The following is a 21,553-nucleotide window of genomic DNA, read 5'->3' on the forward strand; positions in this document are numbered from 1 at the left end:
AAACTGCCGAACCTGCAACTCTCTTTAATGGCGGTCTAACCATGCAGGAACCGACTACTTTCCAAATCGTGGACGGGACTGGCAAGGTCTATCACACAGGCCTCACGAGCGCGGCGTGCGATGCCTTCATGTCGATCATGCTCGCGGACGGCAAATTGCCGGGCCTTCGAAGCGAGCGCATGGACACTGTGCTTCCTGTCGCTGTGCCAGTTGCAGTGCCACACATTGTGGCGATCTCGACGCCCCTTCCCGACATCGAACCCGGGAAAGAGCGCGATGCATTGCGAGATGCTAACGAAGCCCGCCAGGATGCCACCAAACGGCTCGCAAACGTCCGCTATGCCGTCGAGCGTGCCAAAGCATTCCACGGCGCACGCAAGGCCGAGCATGCAGCGCTGACCGTTGCACACGAGGCAGAGATTCGGGAATCCGGTGCGAACCTGGCTGAGGCATTCAAAGCGGGCGGAACCGTGGCCGCGAATCGCCTGATTGACCGGGCAGCGCTGACGGACAGTGAGACCCGACTTGCCACGGCTGAAGCAGCGCTTGCCCAGCTAGACGCGGAGCAGGAAGCAGCCGAGGCCGCAGACAAGGCCGCAGAGACTCAACAGAGGCTTTCCGTGATGGCCGTGAAGCGCGCGCACGCCGAAACGCTGGTGGAGCGCCTCGAGGCCACCAAAGCGGAGTTCATGAGTTTATCCGCCCAGCTCGACGCAGGCCGGTTCTCTGATGTGCCGGCGACGCTTCGAGCAGAGCAGGCAATGCAAATCGAGTTCTCTGGAATGGTCCCGACTGATGCAGACATTAAGCGATGGCGAGACTTCGGCGCAGCGCTGGCCGAAGACCACGAAGCCGCGTTCGGGGAGGCCTGAGAAATGGCCTACACGACAGACACGCGGCCATGCGGATGCTCGAGGCGGCCGGGCGCGCCGAAGTGTAAGAAATGCGCGCCCAGCCAGGCACGCACCGTGGACAGCAAGCCGGCGATACACATTGACGTGAGCAAGATCCTTCGCATCGTGCGCGAACGACTTGCCACAGGAAAGGGATAGCGAATGTCCAGGCGGATTAGTCGGCGAGTGCCGCTCCTCCGAAAAACCCCGACAGCCGGCGGGCCGAGGAAGCGCCGCGGCCGGCAACCAAAACTTTGGAGAATTTTGAATGGCGAATCAATTTGAGGTGCCTGCCAACCTGGGCGGCCCCGTGCAGATGGGTGGAAAACTGTTCGGTCGGAAATGCTCTTTCCGCGTGCTGGATAACAACGGTGCTGGCCTGGATCTGTCCCAGTTCCGCGTGACGTTCAAGGTGCATCAATTGGACCACGAGACGCCGAACACGATGGTCGTGACGATCTACAACCTTAGCGACGATACGATGAACCGGATCGGCGGAGAATTCACGAACGTGCTTCTTCAAGCCGGTTATGAAGGTGCTAGCTATGGGCAGATTTTCACAGGGAACATCAAGTGGATCGAGCGCGGTAAAGAGAAGAACACTGACAAGTATTTGCGGATCTGGGCGGCTGACGGCGATCAGGCGTACAACTTCACCACCTGTAATCACGCGCTAGCGGCCGGGTCGACGGCGAAAGACGTGATGGACTATCTGACTGGCCAGTTCGCACAAAATGGCGTTGGCAAGTCTGCGGACTTCGACCACTTCGTTGGAACCATTCCCCCGGTGGCACTTTCACGGGGCAAGGTGTTGATGGGTATGGCGCGCACGCACATGGCTGAGTGGTCGACAAAGAACGGGTTTCGCTGGTCGACACAGCACGGCAATCTAACACTGGTCCCCGTCACAGGCTACAGGCCCGGTGAGGCCGTTGTGCTCAGTTCGACAACCGGCCTTATCGGAACGCCAAGGGCAGACCAGGGGGGCGTATCGGTGCGATGCCTGCTCAACCCGAATATCGTCATCGGCGGATTGATCCAGGTCGCGCATGACGACATCAACACCCTGACGACCAATCAGACGGGCCTCAAATTCAAAGACGTCCAGATTTCCGCAGCGACGACCTGGCAAGGCCTATACCGTGTGCTTGTCGCGGAGCATGAAGGTGATACCAGGGGGCGCCCGTGGTACACGGACATCATTGCACTGGCCGTAGATCAGACTGCTCCCGATCAGATGAAGTCGGTGAGCGCAACCGGCTTTGGCCTTCACCTCTAAGGGGCGGCAATGGAAGAGAAGCATACCGAACAGGTCGATGAGACAGTCGCCAGCGAGGAAGGCGCTGATTCGTCGACAATGACGAAGGCGCTCGAAAAGGCAAAGAAACGCGGTGCCGTCACAGCGGATTTGATGACGCGCCCCTCGTTCATGTCAGCGCACACGGCAATGAGCTTTGTACCCAAGTCGATGCAGGCTTACGGAGAGCCGAACATCGTTCCGATGTACGAGGAGTTTCACAAGCGCGTAAAGGACGTTTGCGAGGGGGATATGACGACGCCAGAGGCGCTGCTCACTGCCCAGGCTATGTCGCTGAACTCAATCTACAACGAGTGCGCGCAACTTGCAGGAGTGTGCATCGCCGAACATCTAACGCGCGCCGAGACGCTGCTGAGGATGGCATTGAAGGCACAGGCACAGTGCACGCAGACTTTGCGCGTGCTGGGCGAGCTGAAGAACCCGAAAGCCGTCTCCTTCATCAAGCAGCAGAACAACTCGGGCGGCGGTCCACAGCAGGTCAATAACGGACCGGAGACGCAGGGCGCTGCGCCCGCGCGCGCGCACGAGGAAGAAACTCCTATCAAAGCAAACGAACTATTAGCTAACGACAATGGCACGCAGACAATGGACGCCGGAACAACGAACGGCGCAGGCCGAGAAAATCAAACGGTGGAAGCCGTGGGAGCGGTCGACAGGCCCGACGAGCGATGAAGGCAAGGCTGCAGCGTCGCAGAACGCCGTGAAGCACGGTATGCGCGGTGCTCAGTGGGTCGAGAGGCATCGCCAACTTGCGGATCTGCTTAGGGACGCACGGGCGATGCTGAAAAGTTTCCGGTAGTTTCCAGTCGGTTTCCACGGTCTTAGACTGCGGTCGTTACTTCCGACCGCAGTCTAAATATGGCGGGTGGATGATGGGCGACACAATGGTGACCGTCGATCTCACGCTACTGTGCTAGCACTATGGCGGAAGACAACTCCGCTACAGGCTCGATCGTCGGTAACGCTTCAATGGCCCAAACTCTGTTCATATATTGCGGGGTCGACAATCGCCATTTCGTCCGACACAGGTTCGCCGAAGACTTTCTCGAAATCAGCGTTGCCTAGTATGTCGGCTGCTTCGTGGAGGAACGAGCTGTACATACGATTCAATTCGTCTGCAGTAGGATGTTCAAACTTCTTCGTGAGCGTAACCGAATGGAAGCGCTCCCGAGCGGCCAATAGTTTCGCAATCTTTTCTGCCCGGTCTGGACCCGTTACGGCATCCCGAAGGTGTGCCGCGAAGTCATCGTCATCGTCACTCATTTTGCTTCCTCCAACGTCGCTACCGCATTTCGCCGCGCGTTGCTTCCACGCAACAGCCTGCAAACCGTAATTTCCGAACAAAAATTGGCTAAATCGAAAACCTCGCGCAGTTTTGACAATCGCCGGAGGTCTACCGTTCGTTTCCGATGAGTACAAGACCTGATTGGCCAACTGATGGCACACACCGTCAATGCCGTATGCGAAGATCGTGCCTTGCGCTGGGCGATTGGGTTTTGTCTCGAGATCCGGCGCCACGAGGCACTTCGCCAACGATAGGTCTATCGATACCCGCAAAAGCAGCCCATGTGGATGCTTTTGCGTGCCCCCGGTGACGTGGAAGTCACCCCAGCAGTACCAATAATGCTCTCCGGCGTGGACAACGTCATCAATTTTCGAAAAGCTATCCTGCTGATTGTCGTAGGTAGTGACCCACGTGTGATCTACAACATTGTTCTGAAAAAAAGCGGGCACTGTCCAGGCAAAGGCGTCGACCATACGCATTTCGGTTCTCCCTCTGTTTAGCAGACGCTTAGTATTTTTCGACCCTCAATGTACATTTGAACACATTATTCTCGGCGTCAGTCTGGTACCCAACGTAACTATGGATTTAGCATGGTGCTCCATGCCCCTGCGGCGGTGAGGAGTCCTACGGGCGCATCTTAGGAATTTCCTAAGATAGCTTTCGTAGTCTGTGACACTTGTTGCGTAATCGGCCGTCATCGAACTTCGGCGGATAATCAAGCGCCAGAGTTCCTTATTGCATGCGGTGATGCACTTAGTGGTGTCTATCAACCCGCCAACAATCCCGCCACATTTACTTGGCAGACCATTTAGGTTTGCCAGAGACAAAGCATAAATATGCGTATCAAGCTGAGACTTTAGACCACTAGCAACAGCACACGCTCACAGACTCACTCAGCCCGCGCCCCGCTGTTGCGTGGAGCTTCAATGACAACCGCAATATCGAGCGCTGGTATCGATCCCGCGCTCAAACACTTCGACGAGATGCCCGATTCGGCGCACGTCGATCTTCACGTCGTGGCGGGCCTGCTCAGCGTTTCTGTCGCCACGATCCGACGACGCATTGCCGAAGGATCGCTGCCAGCGCCGCAGGACGTGCTGGGCATGCAGCGTTACCAGGTCGGCGTCGTTCGCAACACAATCCTCAAAGCATTCGACATTATCGCGTTTGATGACCCGAACGGCGGCTTCGACCGTCCGGTTGGAGGCGTGAATGGCTAATAACGACTTCCTTCCTTTCGCTGTCGGTGGGTCTGCAAACGTCGAAAGCCAGGCTGATTACGCGGCCGATACGGGCACGCTTCAAGGCGGTTTCGTCGCCGGCATCGCTCAGTCCGCGAAACTCAACAAGGTGTGGCGCCAATCTTCGATTATGGCCGCGGTGCTGGCGCAGTTTATCGCTGACCAATCCGGCCAGAACTCGGTTGATGACGGCACGACTGCAACGCTCGAAGCCAATCTGATCGCGGCAATCAGAAACGCCACGAAGGCGACCGTCATCCTAGCCGATACTGGCGTGGCAAATGCCTACACCGCGGTCAACACCCCGCCTCTCTCCGCCCTCCCGTCGACCGGCTATGTCCAGCGCGTCAACATCGCGCACGCGAACACTGGCGCGTCGACATACGCCCCTGACGGCCTGACCGCAAAGCCGATCTACGGTCTCGGCCTCCAACCCCTGCAGGGCGGAGAACTGCCTGTCGGCGTTGCCGTATTGATGTACCTCGTCCAGTCCAGCGTCAACAGCGGAAACGGTGCGTGGATCATCATCGAATCGCTCGGCGGCGCCCAGCAATGGCCGCGGTGCTGGCGCAGTTTATCGCTGACCAATCCGGCCAGAACTCGGTTGATGACGGCACGACTGCAACGCTCGAAGCCAATCTGATCGCGGCAATCAGAAACGCCACGAAGGCGACCGTCATCCTAGCCGATACTGGCGTGGCAAATGCCTACACCGCGGTCAACACCCCGCCTCTCTCCGCCCTCCCGTCGACCGGCTATGTCCAGCGCGTCAACATCGCGCACGCGAACACTGGCGCGTCGACATACGCCCCTGACGGCCTGACCGCAAAGCCGATCTACGGTCTCGGCCTCCAACCCCTGCAGGGCGGAGAACTGCCTGTCGGCGTTGCCGTATTGATGTACCTCGTCCAGTCCAGCGTCAACAGCGGAAACGGTGCGTGGATCATCATCGAATCGCTCGGCGGCGCCCAGCAAATCGCCCCCGCTACGGCAAGCAATCAGGCGGCCTCACTAGGTCAGATTCCCGGCCTCACGGGCCAATCGGTCAACCTGAAGATCAGCCAGCCGACGGCAAGCACGAGCTTAACGGTCACGGCCGATGTAATCATCGTCACGGACCCAACCACAGGGATTTCGTACCAGGTAAAAAACGTCAACCTGACCATCGTTAGCACGGCGACCGGAGCGAACGGATGGGACTTGGCGGCCGGCCCGACCTCTGGTGGATTTGGGGCGCTGTACCTCATCTACAACCCAACGACGAACACGGCGGCGCTGCTCGGAACGAACGTGACGACTGTGGCAGGCACCACGACCTATAGCGGCAGCGCTCCTGTGTCTGGGTATACGGCATCTGGAAAAATTGCGGCATGGACTATGGGCGCCAGCAAGGTGTTTAACTCCGGGTACCAGCGCGGCAGAAAGAGAGCATATAGCGGCGGCAATTTCGGAACGACAACAGCCACTTCGACGCCTACCACATTCAGCATGTCTGGGTATCTCCCGCCCGATGCAGTAGAAATAGAGGGGACGCTGAATGCGCAGGGTTCCAATTCGGGGTCGGCCCTTCAGCTGACAATCAGTGCGGATTCCACAGGCACAGTTGGTGGAAGAGAGGTAGCGGGGTCTGCGACTACCGGCAATCTTCAGATTGCGCCATACGGGATGCTTCTCGCTACCCCTCAAACCGCCTTTTACACGGCTACCGTGGCGTCCGGCGTCCTAACAGTTGCGGTTGCAGTTACGGGATATACCATCTGAGGCAATTATGACCACAACCATTTATGTTCAGTTTTCCGACGCGAGCGATGAAACGATAATCAATGCATGGTCGGAGCCCCAAGACCCAACCGTATGGGAGAACCAGGGCACCGTTCAATCTGATGATGCACGTTATGCTACCTTCTACGCTGACTTGATGCCTGGCTTTGCTAGATTTTATGTGACTCCAAGTGAATAGGAATTTCTGGTTTCAAGGAAGGGGGAGGCCGGTCTGGTGCGTTGCTTGTACAACATGGACACCAGGGCATTGCGCACAGGTCATCCCTGACTTTTGATCAAACCAGTAATGATATGTTTGGGCCGCCTCCGGGCGGCTTTTTGACTAATGCACTGGAATGCTAGCGCTCTTCGAAAAGAGATCCGCTATGCTGATCAGGGCAGCGATAATCGTGACGCCGGATAATATGCGAGGTGCAAGGCTCTTCGTCTTATCGAAGATAAGGACGACCATTTTGGTGATGATATACATGCCAATCATTACGCCAATGTCTGGGATCATGCTTTCTCTCGTTATTTTTTGATCTAGGCTATCACTTTGCAGTTCGCACCACATTCCACTTGGGCAAGCAGGTTATCATTCCACTTGCCGTCGGCGTGAGTGCGTAGAAAAGGTGCACGCCCTTGCTCACGATACACGCCGATATATACGTGTTTCCCCGTCGTCTTATCGATCGTGTAGAAGACCGCCTCTTTATTGTCGATTCTCTTTATGGCTTCTTCTCGTGTGAGGCGCCAGTTGTTCGCCGTGTGACCGATATGAGTGATGTGCTCATGCGGGCTATTGCGGTTGGGCTTGTTGACGCAATTAACCTCGTACTCGTTCATTTTGTCCCCTGTGAATTTATGCTTTATGCAACTCATCAATGTCGAGCGGCGCAATCATCATAGGTAAACCTTTCCGTTTTGCCAAGGCCAAGTAGAAGTAACCTGAATTATGCTGATTGACTACCTGACAGCCGACTTAATTCTAGAGGCGTTCAATGGCTAGTTATCTACATCCACCAGTGGGATGGGGCGACGATCCGCTCACTCATTTTCAAGCGACCGCGATTCTTAACGAATATGCGACCTTCGCGCATCAGCCAGACTGGCAGCATGCACTTACGGCGGTGAATATCGATTTGAATAGGTGTACGAACTACGCTATTGAAAATATGACAAAAGTCGACGATCCGACGGGTTTGCTGCTGTTTGCGACTGCCCACAACCATTTCTTAGCGGCGGTTCGCATGGTGGCAGCTGGGCAATGTTTAGCGGTATATCCAGTTTCGCGCGCATCTGTCGAGTCTGCCTTGTACGGCTGGTACATTGGCTCTGATACCAACAAAGCTTCACGATGGAACAGCAAGCCCAGCCAGGACAGGGAGAGGATGCGGACATGGAATAGCGAGTTCAAATTCTCGTCGCTCTGCAAGGCGCTGTCAGTCGATTCCCCCAGCGAGGCGAAGTGGGCAACGTATCTGCATCAGTCGGCGATTGATATGGGCGCACACCCAAATTTCGAGGCGCTTTACACCAATATGTCGAGCAAGGAGACGCCTGATGGAGGAACGATTATTGAAATGAAGTTTCTCCACCCGTGGGGCCCTGCGTCTATGTCAGCAACGAAGTGCGCGATAGAAACCGGTATGTTTGTATTGAGACTGTTCTCGTTGGCGTTTGCTGCATCTGAACCCGTCATTGGTATTAAAGCCAATGCCCTTACGCATGTGCGCAGATTGCAAGCCCTAGTTAAGTCCACTGGTTTGTCGTCGAGCGAGCATGATTGAGGCGGAGCATTCTTCCGCCGTTTCATCAAGCGCTGCGTGCGTCTTCGCGGCGTTGGTCCCGACGTCCCGCCATTAGCCCATCATCTAGCGGTATTTTCGTATTCGCTGATCAAACTACCCAACACAGCAGCTAGGCCCGCCAGCTCATGCGATTCGTCGGCGGCGCCGGCATCGAGCAAAGCGTTCAGCGTGCGCACGGCGTGATCATAGTCCGCTTCAGTCTGGATGGGCCGCAGCGGGATCTTATCGGTAAGCGCGCGGAAGTGCGACGTCAGGTCGTCGCACTCGGCGGGCGAGAAGATGATTCGCATCTCCTTGTGCAGAGTTACCTTTCCTTCGCGGTCCGCAACCAGTTCCTCGAGACCATCTTCAATTCGTCGAACAGACGACGTTTCTTTTCGATCATTTTCACCTCCCTTTCGTAGCCCCAGACGTGCGAAAGCCCGCTCTAGGCGGGCTATTTCGAACGCCCCGAGCTGGGGCGGCTGCCGCATCCAACGCGACAGACTCAAGCCGGCTCTCGCCGGGGGCACGCAAATTCTAGGGCTTTTTCCTGCGCTTGTCGCGTGCGTCCAGGACCTGACCTACCTTCTCGGCGAACAGGTCCAGCGTGTATGGATCGACCTGGACTGGGCGGCCGTGCGGCCCGGCCTCGACGCTTTCTTCAAGGCGCTTAACGACTTCCGCATTCAGCGAGCGGCCGTTTTCCTGAGCCGCATCGGTCAGGACGTCTTTCAGCTCTGCCGGCAAGCGTAGCTTGATCTGTGGATCTTCTCGTGTCATATGCGCAATTATGATGGACCACGGTGGTGTTGACAATGGGACCACGGTGGTCCATGATGTGTTCATCCAACCGTTTTCCGTTCAACTCAACGCGAGAGGTATTGCCATGGAGCAATCATCCACAAACGTCGTTTCATTCTGCGTGGCCGCTGGTGCCGAAGCCGCACGCCGATGGTTGCTCTGCCCGAACGCGAGCATGGCCGAATACCGCGATCAGGCACTCGCCAGATTGCTCAAGGCATGTGACCAGCCCGAACTCGCGGCAGAGCGCTCACGCGAGTTCTGCGATGGTTTTGCGTCTCGAATTGCGAAGGAGATCGCGGGACGCTCGTCGGATGTGCACGACAAGGCCCGACGCAGCTTGCAGGCGCCGCCGCGGCACATTCGCCGCCGCGCGCTGCGGAAGCCCGTAGCGTCGCGCCGTTCGGTGACAATGGTAATTGCTCGAAGCGTACTGTAGGCGTTGCGCCGGACGTCGGCGCGTCAACATTTCGTGTGAGGCTTATATGTACATGTCCATTGATAAAGCTGCTAATAAGGCCGCCACCAATAGGCTGAAATCGCATCCTGTCAAGGAAGTTAAGACGGTCGGCTACAAGGCCGGGGTTAGCAGCCTTGTGCGCTTCTTGAGCGATAAGGTCGACTTGCGTGCGCTCGAGACGCACGAACTCGAGTGGCTCAGCGAGTTGTCGGGACCCGTGTCGCAAGATATGTCTCAACTTGCGGACATGGTAGAGGGCATCGGGTGCCTCGTCATGAACGACGACGATAGCGGCCACTTCCAGACTCAAGGTGATATCGGCCGTCTGCTGTTCACCATCAGCAACAGCATTTCGATCTGCGCTGAAACCCTTGAAATCTCCGGAGAAGCGTATTCGACGTTGCAGCTGAAACAGGGGAAAGGTGCTTAACCATGGCCGAAATCCTCGACATGCCGCTGCAGCCGCGCCAGAAGGGTCGGCGTCGGGAGCGCCCGATCAAGGGTGCCCCGATGGCACTTATCATCGATGGCGTTGACTTTCGTAAGGCAATCGGGCCGACGCCCGAGGAAGTCAAGCAAGCAAACGACCAACTTGCGCTTCATCTTCTGCAAACCGTGCGAGCGGCACAGGAACTGCAGAAAATTCAGCGCCGGATGGAACGCGCTGCAGCGGGGGAGATAAAGCATGTCTAATGTCGAAACCAAAGTCGCAGGCGAGCTTAGCATCACCATGAATTTTCAGGTCGGCTACTGCGAATACGTCGGCACTCGAGCGGAGATCGAATCCGAAGGAATCATTCAGAGTGACGTGAAATGGCCTATCGGATTTCGTAAAGCTACCTGGACGTTTGGCCGCTTCTCCTTCTATCTGATTCGTCGGCGCCCAAAGGGCGTCAAGGGGCCACGTCGCGACTTCGAGGAATGCGACAGATGGTGCTTGCGGTGGCACTACAAGTACCTGTCGTATGAACAACGAGCCGCCATCGAGAAAAAGCGTTGGCGTGATAACTTCGATTTCCTTGGAACGCCTGGAGGCCTGGACATGGTAACGCGCGCGTATCTTAAGGAGCAGGCCGCAAAGCGCGACACAAGGTTCAAGGAATTTATGCGGTCGGTCGTTGGAGGTGCGTGTGGCTGACGACTTCTTCCGACGCCAACGCCAGCCGATTAATCCTCTCATTAGGCCATGGGAGTTCTAGCCGCAAGGCGATCCACCTATGCAAGAAGAACAATTCCTCATCCGTGACCGGGCCTATGGTGTCTGGCACCGGCCGCGATCGATTGAACGCTTCCTGGGCCATCGTCGGGCGAAGTCGCTGACGATGGCCGATCTGGATAGCGTGATGTTTGTCGAGTATGGCTACGACAATAAGCTTCCTCTCGCGCTTGTCGAAGTTGCGCAGGACATCGGCCAGGAGAAGCCGACCGGCGTCATCCGGCAGCTCGCAAAGATGGCAAACCTGCCGGCTTTTGTCGCGCTCTACACGCCAGCAGTGCAGCCAAATCCGGCGAGCCCTGCTTGGCATGACATCGACCAGTTTCGGGTGAAGCGCGTGTGGCCGAAGCCGGAGGCAGCGTGGCGCAATCTCTCGCCGAATGAATGGGCGAGCGCGCTGGTGCAGATACGTGACTGGCAACTTCGAAAGTTCGCGTCACAGGTTGCAGCGAACGATGATGCCTATTGAGCTGCAGGAACCCGTGAACATTTTGCACATTGTTGCCGGTGGGGCGATCGGAATATCGTTCGGCGCGGCTCACAGCTATTTCCTCGAGGGGCATCGGGATTCGCGCTGGAGCAACTGCGCATTGGATGGCCACCGGATTCCTAATTCTCGCGTTCGCATTGGGTGCGCTGCTAGCGTAGGTGGGTAGATTTATCGTCAATGATGCGCCACAACATGTTGTGTCACAGTCGATTTTCTATTGCTCCATATTGTTGTTTTCTCCCTGCTCCGATATACTGCGCCGGTCTGGTGTGGCAACTAGACAAGGTGAAAAAACAGGCGCACCAGATATCCCCGAGAGCGTTTCGCAGGGGCTTGTTTGGCAGTTTGATTGTTGGGCTTCTGTTCCCATCACCCAATCAAGTTGCCTGGCCCGCCAAGCCCTAGCCCCTGCCAAGCACTTTCGGGGTTTCTGCTTTCTGGCTAACCGGACCGTGCCGGCCGCGTTAGCAATGAGCCTCAGGTGGGGCTGCTGTCGAGAATACCGCTCAACCCTAGGCGTTGCCGATGTCTGCGCCGGTGCAAATCCGCGTCTAGGTAGGCTGGCAGTCGGATTGGCCTACAGGGCATGTGGGAGGGACAGAAAGGCGCTGCGGCGTCGTTGGACGGCCCCATGTAAAAATCCGCGACCCATCGGGTGCTGAAATCTCCGCTCCAAACCTCTAAGCTGCTGCTAGGGGTAGGGGGCAACATCGGCTGAAAATACCCACTGGCGAAGCCTGAAAATCCTCTCGATTTAAGCGGTTTAGAGGGCGCGGGCGCAAAAACGCCAAAAATTTCGCAAAATTTGGCCCAAAAATCGCGCAAAAACCGATCGCCCAAGTCCATGCAAAGGTCATGCTGCGCGTATGCGGGCTTTGGAAAAGTGCCGATGCATGACGGTTGCCGAATCAGCAACGGTTGCTCTTTCAGCAATTGCTGATTCGGCAACGCGGTCACCGGCGCGGACCGCGTCAAACCCCCCTCTGATCACCCTTGGGTGCTGCACCAACCCATCGGCATGGTGCGCGGTAGGGTGCTGCACCGATACCCCCTTTGCTGAACCTTTTCGCAACCCTTTGATACCGGCTCGATATCACGCTGATACCAGTGCGAACCTCTTTGAGAGGCTCGCAAATCACGCTGATATCAGTACGGTAACGGTTAAGGAACGGTTTGGTAACGCTTCAGTAACGGTGAACTCACAGTTAAATAGCAGTGCGGGCGTTACCGGAAGCAGTCCTAAATCGGGGCACCTGTCCGGAATTGGGACTAGCAACAGTACCGAAAGCGGAACTGTTCCGAATTTGGGATCGTTCGCGCTAGCCGATGTGTGCAACGGCTTGCAACGCAATGCAACGCGCGTTGTGACGCACCGTGACGCGAGCGTTCGCGAAGCCTCGCGAGGCTTCGAAACCCATCGGGTTACCCATGGGTTAGCGGTGGAAAGCCCATGGGTTTGCGGTGACTGTCCCGAACCTGTCCGCACGATGCGGACAAGTCGAACTTGTCCGCGTGACAGGTCGTGACTGTCCTGCGGATGTCCCGTATTTGTCCCGCGGGACAGGGATTTTAATTACAGGATTTTCCGGTATTGGCGCAATGATGCCCTACTGAGCAGCGCGGCGATGGGCATGACTTCGAAAGTTGTATGGACATCAATCTGCGTCAGGATCTTCACTGATCTTCTCGAGTTGATGGCTGGTCAGCGAGCCGCTGCAATTGACCAAAAGACTGAATCTGCTCGCAGAGGTCGCGATGGTGGCAGCCTGCTTGGAATTGCGATATGCCGTGGCACGGGCGTCATCACGATCTTCACCCTTCTGGTCAATCACATACTCGCCGGGCGGCAATTTCAGCAACTCATCCTTTACTGTCTCGTAGTAGCGACGAAAGCCGCGCTTCCACATTTCAGCGTGCAACGTCTCGTACTCTTCCGAATCGGGGGAATGAGGTTGTTTGCGATTTTCGTCTTTGTGCAGCACGACTCGGACGGTCGTCGTGTATGTCGGCATTGCCTGCCTCCCGTGGCAGAAATACGACTTTGGTTTTCGGTGGGGCGTTTGGAGGGTAGGTCTACGTAGATCGCCGGAAAGCCTTGTAAGATAAGTCTTCCTGGCGGAGGGCGTGGGATTCGAACCCACGAAGGCCGTAAAGCCTTGCCGGTTTTCAAGACCGGTGCATTCAACCGCTCTGCCAGCCCTCCGAGCCCGAAATTGTAACCTGAAACGGCGTGCCCGCCTCAGAACATTGCTCGCCTACTGCGATTCCTTGAGAAACAACGCTTGCAAATCATTCAGAAACGCCTGACCGAGCGGAGTCGGTGCGATCTTTTCATAGTCGCGCGTGATCAGTTTGCGACGCTCCGCTTCCTGCAGCGCGGGTTCGATCGACGTCATCGGCAAGCCGGTGCGCTCGATAAAGCGATGCACCGGAAAGCCTTCGACGAGCCGCAGCGCGTTGAGCATGAATTCGAACGGCAGGTCGCGCGCCCCGACTTCGTGTTCTTCTTGTACCGCGTGGCCGGCTTTCGCTTCTTCGATGAACGTCGCCGGGTGCTTGTAGCGCATCTGCCGCAGGATCCGGTTCGGGAACGACAGCTTCGTATGCGCGCCCGCGCCGATGCCGAGATAGTCGCCGAAACGCCAGTAGTTCAGGTTGTGCTTGCTCTGCCGGTGCGGCTTCGCATATGCCGATACTTCGTAGCGCTCGTAGCCCGCGGCGGCCGTGCGTTCGTGGATCCAGTCCTGCATGTCCGCGGACGCATCGTCGTCGGGCAACGGTGGCGGAAACTTCGCGAATAGCGTGTTCGGTTCGAGCGTCAGGTGATACAGCGACAGATGCGGCGGCGCATACGACAAGGCCGTTTCGATGTCGGTCTCGCATTCGGCGAGCGTTTGCTGCGGCAGCGCGAACATCAGGTCGAGATTGAAATTGTCGAACGTGTGCGCGGCGACCTCGACGGCATGACGTGCCTGCGCCGCATCGTGAATGCGGCCGAGCGCCTTCAGATGCGTTTCGTTGAAGCTCTGGATGCCGACCGACAGGCGATTCACGCCGCTCGCGCGAAACTGCGCGAACTTCGCCGCTTCGAACGTGCCGGGGTTTGCTTCGAGCGTGATTTCCGCATCGGCGTCGAGCGGCAGCAGCGCGCGCACGTCGGACAGCAGCCGGTCGAGCCCCGGCGCAGACAGCAGGCTCGGCGTGCCGCCGCCGATAAACACCGTATGCACCTGGCGGCCCCAGACGAGCGGCAGCGCGTGTTCGAGGTCGGCGCGCAGCGCGTCGAGATAATCGCTCTCGGGAAAGCGCTCGCCTTTCCATTCGTGCGAGTTGAAGTCGCAATACGGACACTTGCGCACGCACCACGGGAAGTGCACATAAAGCGCGAGCGGCGGCAGCGACGTCAGGCGGATGCTGCCCGGCGCGTTGAAGGCCTGGATCACGCGGCCGCCGGCCGATATTGCACTCGCGCTCACGCGTCCTCCTCGAGCCGCGCAAGCAACTGCTGCAACGCAACCGCGCGATGGCTCGTCGCGTTTTTCACCGACGGTTGAAGTTCGGCAGCCGTCGCATTCAGCGCCGGAATGAAGAAGTGCGGATCGTAGCCGAAGCCGTGCGCGCCGCGCGGTGCGTCGATGATTTGCCCTTGCCAGCGGCCTTCGGCGATCAGCGGCTCGGGATCGTCGGCATCGCGCACGAGCACGAGCACGCAGAAGTAATACGCGCGGCGGTCCGCCACATTGGCGAGCTGCGCGACGAGGCGCGCATTGTTCGCCGCGTCGCTCTTTTCGCCGCCGGCGAGCTGTGCATAGCGCGCCGAATAAACGCCGGGCGCGCCACGCAATGCACGCACGCACAAGCCCGAGTCGTCGGCGAGCGCTGGCAGGCCGGTCAACTTCGCCGCATGGCGCGCCTTCGCGAGTGCATTTTCGACGAACGTCTGATGCGGTTCTTCCGCTTCGGGCACACCGAGCGTGCCCTGCGCGATCAGTTCGATGCCGGCCGCATCGAGCAGCGCCGCGAATTCACGCAGCTTGCCCGCATTGTTCGATGCGAGCACGACCCTGCCGAGCGACGGCTTTACCACATGGCCGCTGCCCTCGGCTTTCCGACGATCATTCACCGGTAATCTCCAATACTTCCTTCTGCTTCGCGATCAGCGCTTCGATACCGCTTTGCGCGAGATCGAGCAGCGCGTTCATCTCGTCGCGCGAAAACGGCTCGCCTTCCGCCGTACCCTGGATTTCGACGAAGCCGCCGTCGCCCGTCATCACGACGTTCATGTCGGTATCGCACTGCGAGTCTTCGTCGTAGTCGAGATCGAGCACGGGCAGGCCATCGAACACGCCGACCGAGATCGCCGCGACGTAGTCGGTAATCGGCGACTGCTCGATGCGGCCAGTCGCGAGCAGCTTCGCCACCGCATCGTGGGCCGCGACGAACGCACCCGTGATGCTCGCCGTGCGCGTGCCGCCATCGGCCTGGATCACGTCGCAGTCGATATGCAGCGTGCGCGGGCCAAGCCGTTCGAGATCGAATACCGAGCGCAGCGCGCGGCCGATCAGGCGCTGGATTTCCTGCGTGCGGCCCGTTTGCTTGCCGCGCGCCGCTTCGCGGTCGCTGCGCGTATGCGTCGCGCGAGGCAGCATGCCGTATTCCGCGGTCAGCCATCCCTGACCGCGGTCGCGCAGAAACGCCGGCACCTGCTCGGCGATGCTCGCGGTGCAGATCACCTTGGTGTCGCCGAATTCGATCAGGACGGAGCCTTCGGCATGCTTCGTGTAGTGGCGCGTGATGCGCACCTTGCGTAGCTCATCGGCGCGGCGGCCGCTCGGGCGGGTCGTGGTGTCGTTCATCGTGGTGGCGTTGGTCGTGGTCGGGAAGGGTTGGGGGCGATCGGGCCTGTTCGGGCGCGCCTGGGCGTGTCCGGGAAAGGAGGGCGCCCGGCAAGCTTCGATTCTAGCGCCGATCGTCTGGTTCGCCGCAGAGGCACGTCCAGCGGGCTCTTTCGCCAAAAATGGGATAATGCGCGTTCCCCGCCCCGCGTCTCGTACACGCCGGGCGACCGGCATCCCGGGCAGTGCACACGGCGGCACGCCCCCTTCGCGAGACGAACAATGATCTACAGCATGACTGGCTATGCGAGCGCCACGCGCGAACTCGCCGCGGTTTCAGGAAACGGCGGCCTCAGCGTGTCCGTCGAGTTGCGCACGGTGAATTCGCGCTTTCTCGATCTGAACTTCCGGATGCCCGAAGACGTGCGTGTCTGCGAACCGACGTTACGCGAAATGCTGATGACGAAGCTCTCGCGCGGCAAGGTCGATATTCGCGTCAATCTGCAGCGCAGCGAGCAGACGGCAAACGCGGGCGCACTCAATCGCGATGCGCTCGATCAACTGGCCAGTCTGGAGCGCGCGGTGCTCGAAGCATTTCCTCAAGCCGGCCGCCTGCGCACCGGTGAAATTCTGCGCTGGCCCGGCGTGCTTGCCGAAAGCGGCGTGTCGCCCGAGGTGCTGCGCGACGCGGTGCTCGAATGCGGCAGGCAGGCGATTACCGAGCTCATCGACGTGCGTGGACGCGAAGGCGCGCAGCTTGCGACGATGCTGCTCGCGAACGTCACCGAAATGGAGGCGATCGTGGCGAAGATCACGCCGCTCGTGCCGGAACTGATCGCGAGGCATCAGCAGAAGATTGTCGAGCGCCTGCAGGAAGCGCTCGGCGTCGCGGCGCCCGATACCGCGGCGACGATCGTGTCACGCGAGGAGATCGCCGAGCGGATTCGCCAGGAAGTGACGATGTACGGCATTCGTATCGATATCGCCGAGGAGCTGTCGCGCCTGACTGCGCATCTGAACGAGACGCGGCATGTGATCCAGAAAGGCGGCAAGGTCGGCAAGCGGCTCGACTTCATGATGCAGGAGCTGAACCGCGAAGCGAATACGCTCGGTTCCAAGGCGGCGGCGAAGGAACTCGCCGATTCGTCGATGACGTTGAAGCTCCTGATCGAGCAGATGCGCGAGCAGGTGCAGAATCTCGAATAGGCAGTCGGTCTCGCACCGATCGGAAAACACATCGAACAAGCGCTTGAAGAGCGGGTAAAGAAGTGGGCTTAACGCAGCAGGAGCTACGGGCATGACCGACCACACACGCGAAAGCAGCGCACCGCGCAGTCCCTATGCGCGAGCGTATCCGGGCAACCTGTTCATGGTTGTCGCACCGTCCGGCGCGGGCAAATCGACGCTCGTCAATGCGCTGCTCGCGCGCGATCCGGCGATCCGTCTGTCGATTTCGTACACGACGCGCGCGCCGCGTCCGAAAGAGCAGGACGGCGAGCACTACCATTTCACGAGCGTCGAGGATTTCCTCGCGCGCCATGCCGCGGGCGAGTTTCTCGAGAGCGCCGAAGTGCACGGCAACTACTACGCGACCTCGCGGCTCTGGATCGAAGAGCAGATGACGATCGGCCACGACGTGCTGCTCGAAATCGACTGGCAAGGTGCGCAGCAGGTGAAACGTCAGTTTCACAACGCCGTCGAGATTTTCATTCTGCCGCCGTCGCTCGAAGCGCTCGAAGAGCGTCTCAGGAAACGCGGCCAGGACGAGCCGAACGTCATCACGCGGCGGCTGCTCGCGGCGGGCGGCGAGATGGCGCATGCGGCCGAAGCGGAATATGTCGTGATCAACGAGAATTTCGATCGCGCGCTGGCCGAACTGCAGTGCCTCGTCGCCGCAACGCGGCTGCGGTTCGCATCGCAGTACGCACGGCATACGGACCTTTTCGTGCAGCTCGGCATCCACTTGCCGCACTCGGGCTGACCGGACGTCGGTTCGAACACATAAGGTAGAATAAGCAACAACCAGAGAAGGAATTTTCACCATGGCCCGCATTACCGTCGAAGACTGTCTGAAACAGATCCCGAATCGTTTCGAGCTGGCGCTTGCCGCAACCTACCGCGCGCGTCAGCTCGCGCAAGGCCACACGCCGAAGATCGAAAGCCGCGACAAGCCCACCGTCGTCGCGCTGCGTGAAATCGCGGCTGGCCAGGTCGGCGTCGAAATGCTGAAGAAGGTGCCGGTTTAAGCGCGCACCTTCATTCACTGTCGAACGTCATGTAACTTGAACCCACGCGTGCGGATTGGCGCGTCGCCATTTCGATTGGCGTCCAGTTGGCGTCCATTAACCCGGTCAGGAGGCGGACATGAGCACGAACCCCACGTCCTCCATGTCGGACGTCGCATCCCACGCGGATGATGGACAAGAAACCGAAACGCCTTCGTCCGCACGCAAGTACATCGATGCGGTCCTCGAACAATCGTTTCGCCATCTGTTCGGGCCGACCGCAACGCCGGAGCAGCCGCGCCGGCACGACGTCGTCTCGATCGCCAAGCTGACCGCCGCGCTTTCGGCGTATCTGTCGCCGGAAGACATCAAGGCGGTCAAGGCCGCGTTCCACTTCAGCGACGAGGCTCACCTCGGGCAATACCGTCAGAGCGGCGAACCCTACATCACACATCCGGTTGCGGTCGCGGAAATCTGCGCCGGCTGGAAGCTCGACGCGCAGTCCATCATGGCCGCGCTGCTGCATGACGTGATGGAAGACCAGGGCGTGACCAAGGCCGAGCTCGCCGAACGCTTCGGCGCGAAGGTCGCGGAACTCGTCGACGGGTTGTCGAAGCTGGACAAGATGGAGTTTCGCAATCGCGAGGAAGCGCAGGCGGAGAACTTCCGCAAAATGCTGCTCGCGATGGCGCGCGACGTGCGCGTGATCCTCGTCAAGCTCGCGGACCGGCTGCACAACATGCGCACGCTCGGCGCGGTGCCGCCCGAGAAACGCCGGCGCGTCGCACGCGAAACGCTCGATATCTACGCGCCGATTGCGCACCGGCTCGGTTTGAACAATACGTATCGCGAGCTGCAGGACCTGAGCTTTGCGAACTTCAATCCGCATCGTTACGCGACGCTCGAAAAAGCGGTGAAGGCCGCGCGCGGCAACCGGCGCGAAGTGGTCGGCAAGATTCTCGAGTCGGTGCAGCGCGCGCTCTGCGATGCGAAGCTCGACGCGGAAGTGACGGGCCGCGAGAAAACCATCTTCAGCATCTACAAGAAGATGCGCGACAAGCAGCTGTCGTTCTCGCAGGTGCTCGACGTATACGGTTTTCGCGTGGTCGTCGAGAGCCCGCTCGAATGCTATACGTGCATCGGCGCGCTGCATGCCCTGTACAAGCCGGTGCCGGGCAAGTTCAAGGACTACATCGCGATTCCGAAGGTCAACGGCTACCAGTCGCTGCATACCACGCTCGTCGGGCCGTTCGGTGCGCCGATCGAATTCCAGGTGCGCACGCGCAAGATGCACGAGATCGCCGAGGCGGGCGTCGCCGCGCACTGGCTGTACAAGAACGGCGGCGCGGACCTCAACGATGTGCAGAAGCGCGCGCATCAGTGGTTGAAGTCGCTGCTCGATATTCAGAGCGAAGTCGGCGATTCGAGCGAATTCCTCGAGCACGTGAAGATCGATCTGTTCCCGGATGCGGTCTATGTGTTCACGCCGAAGTCGAAGATCATGGCGCTTCCGCGTGGTGCGACCGCGCTCGACTTTGCGTATTCGATCCATAGCGACCTCGGCAATCAGTGCGTCGCCGTGAAGATCAACAACGAACTGCTGCCGCTGCGCACGGAATTGAAGAGCGGCGACATCGTCGAGGTGATTACGGCGCCGTATTCGAAGCCGAATCCCGCATGGCTCGGTTTCGTGCGTACCGGCAAGGCGCGCACCGCGATTCGTCACTATCTGAAGACGATGCGGTTGAACGAGTCCGTGCAACTGGGCGAGCGGCTCGTCGATCAGTCGCTGAAGGGCTACGGGCTGTCGCTTGCCGACGTTACGCCCGATGCGTGGGAAAAGCTCGTGCAGTGGACCGGCAACAAGAATCGTCAGGAAATCTTCGCCGATATCGGGTTGGGCCGGCGCGTGGCCGCGGTCATGGCCAAGCGCATCGAAGTGCTGATGAGCGGTCACGACGGCGACGAAGACGGTCATTCGCGTGGCGAGCACGGTACGGCGCCGAATGCGCCGCCCGTCGTCATTACGGGTACCGAAGGAATGTCGGTGCAGCTCTCCGCATGCTGCCGGCCGATTCCGGGCGACAACATCATGGGCTATATCGGCATCGGCCTCGGCATGGCGATTCACACTACCGATTGCCGCGTCGCCCAGCGCATCCACCGGCGCGATCCGGGCCGCTGGATCGATGTCGCGTGGGCGCCGCAGCCGGGGCGCCTGTTCGACGTCGCCGTCAAAGTGCTCGTGAAGAACACCAAGGGCGTGTTCGCGCGTGTCGCGGCGGACATTACGTCGGCCGATGCGAACATCGTCCATATCGCGATGGACGAAGATCAGTCGCAGGAATCGACGGTGCTGCGCTTCGTCATTCAGGTCAGCGACCGCGTGCATCTCGCGAATGTGATGCGGCGCGTGCGGACCAACCTCGACGTGATGCGCATCGCACGCGAGCGGCCGAGCGAAGACGGCGGCCACCATCGCCACGATGGCGGCATGCGGATCGATCGCGAGCGCGGCGATTACTGAGCCGGACACAAAGGCATGCGGCGCCCGGGCGCGCGCCTTGCTGCGTCTCGATGGGCATGTGTGTTATCGGGAGGGAACCCAATGAAGGTAGCGGACCTGACCGGCGTGGCGCTCGACTACTGGGTCGCGCGCAGTCTGCATGACTTCGTGCGCGAAATTCATTTCACCGACAGTGGCCGCACCGTTTCGATTCGAGGTAACGATCGCGGGCGGCCGTGGGACGGCCGCTTCACGCCATCGACGTCGTGGGATGCTGCGTCAGTGGTGCTCGAGCGCGCACGGCGCATAGATGTGAGGGAACGCCTGCGCAACGGCGCCGTGCATTGTGTGGCCGAATTCGATGAAGCGCGCGATGGCGTCGGCGGCGGCAGCGGCGAGCGCGCTGCCGAGGGAAGCGGCGAGTCACTGCGCATTGCGTTGCTGCGGACGTTTGTCGCGAATCGCTTCGGCGACACCGTCGACGATGTGCTGCGGCAGTCGCAGGCGCTGGTCGGCGGGCGAGCGGAGCCGGTCGGCGAGCAGACGGCGATGAGCGCAGTCGAGGATCCGCCGGTGCCTGATGGACGGATCGGCGATATCAAATCGGTGCCGCGCATGTGATACATGTGACATGTGACGATGACACATGTGTCACGTGTGGCGATACGATGCCCCCAAAACAAAGGGCCTTCCGGACAGAACAAACGGAAGGCCCTTCAAAGATGGCGC

25 protein-coding genes and 1 tRNA gene are annotated in these 21,553 nt (G+C 59.3%); 17 read left to right on the plus strand and 9 right to left on the minus strand.

The features are described from left to right. Window positions 1–41: 41 nt before the first annotated feature. From QYH69_RS15710 to QYH69_RS15720, 3 genes are all read left to right on the plus strand, one after another. On the plus strand, window positions 42–872 hold the full coding sequence (locus QYH69_RS15710) for a hypothetical protein (RefSeq protein ID WP_308832784.1): 831 nt from the start codon (window positions 42–44) through the stop codon (window positions 870–872). Window positions 873–1,161: 289 nt separating this feature from the next. Further along, the gene (locus QYH69_RS15715) at window positions 1,162–2,172 is read left to right on the plus strand and encodes a hypothetical protein (RefSeq protein ID WP_308832785.1); all 1,011 of its coding nucleotides are present in this window, start codon (window positions 1,162–1,164) and stop codon (window positions 2,170–2,172) included. A 9-nt stretch (window positions 2,173–2,181) separates the two neighbouring features. Then, window positions 2,182–2,883 carry a hypothetical protein gene (locus QYH69_RS15720; RefSeq protein WP_308832786.1) on the plus strand — a complete coding sequence of 234 codons (702 nt, stop codon included), beginning with the start codon at window positions 2,182–2,184 and terminating at the stop codon, window positions 2,881–2,883. Between the two features lie 294 nt (window positions 2,884–3,177). On the opposite strand, the gene QYH69_RS15725 is transcribed toward QYH69_RS15720, so the two are convergent. Beyond that, entirely contained in the window at window positions 3,178–3,975 is a 798-nt protein-coding gene (locus QYH69_RS15725) for a hypothetical protein (RefSeq protein ID WP_308832787.1), read from the minus strand. 447 nt (window positions 3,976–4,422) lie between these two features. On the opposite strand from QYH69_RS15725, the gene QYH69_RS15730 reads away from it, so the two are divergent. The 3 genes from QYH69_RS15730 to QYH69_RS15740 are packed head-to-tail and all read left to right on the plus strand — an operon-like array spanning window position 4,423 to window position 6,498. Further along, complete coding sequence (locus QYH69_RS15730) at window positions 4,423–4,716, plus strand: transcriptional regulator (RefSeq protein WP_308832788.1); 294 nt, start codon at window positions 4,423–4,425, stop codon at window positions 4,714–4,716. Further along, window positions 4,709–5,380, plus strand: a complete 672-nt coding sequence (locus QYH69_RS15735; RefSeq protein WP_308832789.1) for a hypothetical protein — start codon at window positions 4,709–4,711, stop codon at window positions 5,378–5,380. Before QYH69_RS15730 ends, QYH69_RS15735 begins: the two co-directional genes overlap by 8 nt. After that, window positions 5,290–6,498, plus strand: coding sequence for a hypothetical protein (locus QYH69_RS15740; protein WP_308832790.1), 1,209 nt, complete (start codon window positions 5,290–5,292; stop codon window positions 6,496–6,498). The genes QYH69_RS15735 and QYH69_RS15740 overlap by 91 nt, the downstream gene beginning before the upstream one ends. Window positions 6,499–7,041: 543 nt before the next feature. On the opposite strand, the gene QYH69_RS15745 is transcribed toward QYH69_RS15740, so the two are convergent. Next, complete coding sequence (locus tag QYH69_RS15745; protein WP_308832791.1) at window positions 7,042–7,344, minus strand: DUF3892 domain-containing protein; 303 nt, start codon at window positions 7,342–7,344, stop codon at window positions 7,042–7,044. Window positions 7,345–7,499: 155 nt separating this feature from the next. On the opposite strand from QYH69_RS15745, the gene QYH69_RS15750 reads away from it, so the two are divergent. Further along, window positions 7,500–8,288 carry a hypothetical protein gene (locus QYH69_RS15750; protein ID WP_308832792.1) on the plus strand — a complete coding sequence of 263 codons (789 nt, stop codon included), beginning with the start codon at window positions 7,500–7,502 and terminating at the stop codon, window positions 8,286–8,288. A gap of 80 nt (window positions 8,289–8,368) precedes the next feature. Here the strand turns inward: QYH69_RS15750 and QYH69_RS15755 are convergent, their stop codons facing one another. Together QYH69_RS15755 and QYH69_RS15760 are read right to left on the minus strand one after the other, a co-directional pair. Further along, entirely contained in the window at window positions 8,369–8,800 is a 432-nt protein-coding gene (locus QYH69_RS15755) for a hypothetical protein (protein ID WP_308832793.1), read from the minus strand. Window positions 8,801–8,828: 28 nt separating this feature from the next. Then, entirely contained in the window at window positions 8,829–9,137 is a 309-nt protein-coding gene (locus tag QYH69_RS15760; protein WP_308832794.1) for an Arc family DNA-binding protein, read from the minus strand. Here QYH69_RS15760 and QYH69_RS15765 point away from each other — a divergent pair. The 5 genes from QYH69_RS15765 (at window position 9,130) to QYH69_RS15785 (ending at window position 11,237) form a co-directional block, all read left to right on the plus strand. Beyond that, on the plus strand, window positions 9,130–9,531 hold the full coding sequence (locus QYH69_RS15765; RefSeq protein WP_308832795.1) for a hypothetical protein: 402 nt from the start codon (window positions 9,130–9,132) through the stop codon (window positions 9,529–9,531). The two genes, QYH69_RS15760 and QYH69_RS15765, sit on opposite strands and share 8 nt — an antisense overlap. A 52-nt stretch (window positions 9,532–9,583) precedes the next feature. After that, window positions 9,584–9,982, plus strand: a complete 399-nt coding sequence (locus tag QYH69_RS15770; RefSeq protein WP_308832796.1) for a hypothetical protein — start codon at window positions 9,584–9,586, stop codon at window positions 9,980–9,982. Between the two features lie 2 nt (window positions 9,983–9,984). Then, window positions 9,985–10,245, plus strand: coding sequence for a hypothetical protein (locus QYH69_RS15775; protein ID WP_308832797.1), 261 nt, complete (start codon window positions 9,985–9,987; stop codon window positions 10,243–10,245). After that, entirely contained in the window at window positions 10,238–10,690 is a 453-nt protein-coding gene (locus QYH69_RS15780) for a hypothetical protein (RefSeq protein WP_308832798.1), read from the plus strand. The genes QYH69_RS15775 and QYH69_RS15780 overlap by 8 nt, the downstream gene beginning before the upstream one ends. 79 nt (window positions 10,691–10,769) lie before the next feature. After that, entirely contained in the window at window positions 10,770–11,237 is a 468-nt protein-coding gene (locus QYH69_RS15785) for a hypothetical protein (protein WP_308832799.1), read from the plus strand. Window positions 11,238–12,913: 1,676 nt separating this feature from the next. On the opposite strand, the gene QYH69_RS15790 is transcribed toward QYH69_RS15785, so the two are convergent. The 5 genes from QYH69_RS15790 to rph all read right to left on the minus strand — a co-directional run bounded on the left by QYH69_RS15790 (window position 12,914) and on the right by rph (window position 16,114). Further along, window positions 12,914–13,270 (minus strand): hypothetical protein, encoded by a 357-nt coding sequence (locus tag QYH69_RS15790; RefSeq protein WP_308832800.1) that lies wholly within the window; start codon window positions 13,268–13,270, stop codon window positions 12,914–12,916. A gap of 101 nt (window positions 13,271–13,371) precedes the next feature. Then, window positions 13,372–13,461: transfer RNA gene (locus QYH69_RS15795), tRNA-Ser, on the minus strand. A gap of 52 nt (window positions 13,462–13,513) precedes the next feature. Then, a complete protein-coding gene (hemW, locus tag QYH69_RS15800; RefSeq protein WP_308832801.1) occupies window positions 13,514–14,734 on the minus strand; it encodes a radical SAM family heme chaperone HemW in 1,221 nt (406 codons plus the stop codon). Continuing rightward, window positions 14,731–15,381: an RdgB/HAM1 family non-canonical purine NTP pyrophosphatase gene (gene rdgB, locus QYH69_RS15805; RefSeq protein ID WP_308832802.1), complete on the minus strand. Its 651-nt coding sequence runs from the start codon at window positions 15,379–15,381 to the stop codon at window positions 14,731–14,733. Before rdgB ends, hemW begins: the two co-directional genes overlap by 4 nt. Then, a complete protein-coding gene (gene rph / locus QYH69_RS15810) occupies window positions 15,374–16,114 on the minus strand; it encodes a ribonuclease PH (RefSeq protein WP_075157866.1) in 741 nt (246 codons plus the stop codon). Before rph ends, rdgB begins: the two co-directional genes overlap by 8 nt. A 261-nt stretch (window positions 16,115–16,375) precedes the next feature. Between rph and QYH69_RS15815 the strand changes: the two genes are divergently transcribed. From QYH69_RS15815 to QYH69_RS15835, 5 genes are all read left to right on the plus strand, one after another. Continuing rightward, window positions 16,376–17,299 (plus strand): YicC/YloC family endoribonuclease, encoded by a 924-nt coding sequence (locus QYH69_RS15815; RefSeq protein WP_308832803.1) that lies wholly within the window; start codon window positions 16,376–16,378, stop codon window positions 17,297–17,299. 91 nt (window positions 17,300–17,390) lie between these two features. Further along, a complete protein-coding gene (gene gmk / locus QYH69_RS15820) occupies window positions 17,391–18,074 on the plus strand; it encodes a guanylate kinase (protein ID WP_308832804.1) in 684 nt (227 codons plus the stop codon). 61 nt (window positions 18,075–18,135) lie between these two features. Next, window positions 18,136–18,339 (plus strand): DNA-directed RNA polymerase subunit omega, encoded by a 204-nt coding sequence (gene rpoZ / locus QYH69_RS15825; protein WP_006025620.1) that lies wholly within the window; start codon window positions 18,136–18,138, stop codon window positions 18,337–18,339. A 118-nt stretch (window positions 18,340–18,457) separates the two neighbouring features. Beyond that, window positions 18,458–20,845, plus strand: a complete 2,388-nt coding sequence (locus QYH69_RS15830) for a bifunctional (p)ppGpp synthetase/guanosine-3',5'-bis(diphosphate) 3'-pyrophosphohydrolase (protein WP_308832805.1) — start codon at window positions 18,458–18,460, stop codon at window positions 20,843–20,845. An 81-nt stretch (window positions 20,846–20,926) separates the two neighbouring features. Next, on the plus strand, window positions 20,927–21,445 hold the full coding sequence (locus tag QYH69_RS15835) for a phage protein NinX family protein (protein WP_308832806.1): 519 nt from the start codon (window positions 20,927–20,929) through the stop codon (window positions 21,443–21,445). The last annotated feature ends 108 nt before the right edge of the window (window positions 21,446–21,553 follow it).

Origin of the sequence: Paraburkholderia sp. SARCC-3016 (genome assembly GCF_031119615.1) — a bacterium.
Lineage (GTDB): Bacteria > Pseudomonadota > Gammaproteobacteria > Burkholderiales > Burkholderiaceae > Paraburkholderia.

Bases quoted from the DNA above. Each gene is read 5' to 3' on its own strand.
- QYH69_RS15710 (WP_308832784.1), top strand. From the start codon at position 42: ATGCAGGAACCGACTACTTTCCAAATCGTGGACGGGACTGGCAAGGTC.
- QYH69_RS15715 (WP_308832785.1), top strand. From the start codon at position 1,162: ATGGCGAATCAATTTGAGGTGCCTGCCAACCTGGGCGGCCCCGTGCAG.
- QYH69_RS15720 (WP_308832786.1), top strand. From the start codon at position 2,182: ATGGAAGAGAAGCATACCGAACAGGTCGATGAGACAGTCGCCAGCGAG.
- QYH69_RS15725 (WP_308832787.1), bottom strand. From the start codon at position 3,975: ATGCGTATGGTCGACGCCTTTGCCTGGACAGTGCCCGCTTTTTTTCAG.
- QYH69_RS15730 (WP_308832788.1), top strand. From the start codon at position 4,423: ATGACAACCGCAATATCGAGCGCTGGTATCGATCCCGCGCTCAAACAC.
- QYH69_RS15735 (WP_308832789.1), top strand. From the start codon at position 4,709: ATGGCTAATAACGACTTCCTTCCTTTCGCTGTCGGTGGGTCTGCAAAC.
- QYH69_RS15740 (WP_308832790.1), top strand. From the start codon at position 5,290: ATGGCCGCGGTGCTGGCGCAGTTTATCGCTGACCAATCCGGCCAGAAC.
- QYH69_RS15745 (WP_308832791.1), bottom strand. From the start codon at position 7,344: ATGAACGAGTACGAGGTTAATTGCGTCAACAAGCCCAACCGCAATAGC.
- QYH69_RS15750 (WP_308832792.1), top strand. From the start codon at position 7,500: ATGGCTAGTTATCTACATCCACCAGTGGGATGGGGCGACGATCCGCTC.
- QYH69_RS15760 (WP_308832794.1), bottom strand. From the start codon at position 9,137: ATGAACACATCATGGACCACCGTGGTCCCATTGTCAACACCACCGTGG.
- QYH69_RS15770 (WP_308832796.1), top strand. From the start codon at position 9,584: ATGTCCATTGATAAAGCTGCTAATAAGGCCGCCACCAATAGGCTGAAA.
- QYH69_RS15775 (WP_308832797.1), top strand. From the start codon at position 9,985: ATGGCCGAAATCCTCGACATGCCGCTGCAGCCGCGCCAGAAGGGTCGG.
- QYH69_RS15780 (WP_308832798.1), top strand. From the start codon at position 10,238: ATGTCTAATGTCGAAACCAAAGTCGCAGGCGAGCTTAGCATCACCATG.
- QYH69_RS15785 (WP_308832799.1), top strand. From the start codon at position 10,770: ATGCAAGAAGAACAATTCCTCATCCGTGACCGGGCCTATGGTGTCTGG.
- QYH69_RS15790 (WP_308832800.1), bottom strand. From the start codon at position 13,270: ATGCCGACATACACGACGACCGTCCGAGTCGTGCTGCACAAAGACGAA.
- rph (WP_075157866.1), bottom strand. From the start codon at position 16,114: ATGAACGACACCACGACCCGCCCGAGCGGCCGCCGCGCCGATGAGCTA.
- QYH69_RS15815 (WP_308832803.1), top strand. From the start codon at position 16,376: ATGATCTACAGCATGACTGGCTATGCGAGCGCCACGCGCGAACTCGCC.
- gmk (WP_308832804.1), top strand. From the start codon at position 17,391: ATGACCGACCACACACGCGAAAGCAGCGCACCGCGCAGTCCCTATGCG.
- rpoZ (WP_006025620.1), top strand. From the start codon at position 18,136: ATGGCCCGCATTACCGTCGAAGACTGTCTGAAACAGATCCCGAATCGT.
- QYH69_RS15830 (WP_308832805.1), top strand. From the start codon at position 18,458: ATGAGCACGAACCCCACGTCCTCCATGTCGGACGTCGCATCCCACGCG.
- QYH69_RS15835 (WP_308832806.1), top strand. From the start codon at position 20,927: ATGAAGGTAGCGGACCTGACCGGCGTGGCGCTCGACTACTGGGTCGCG.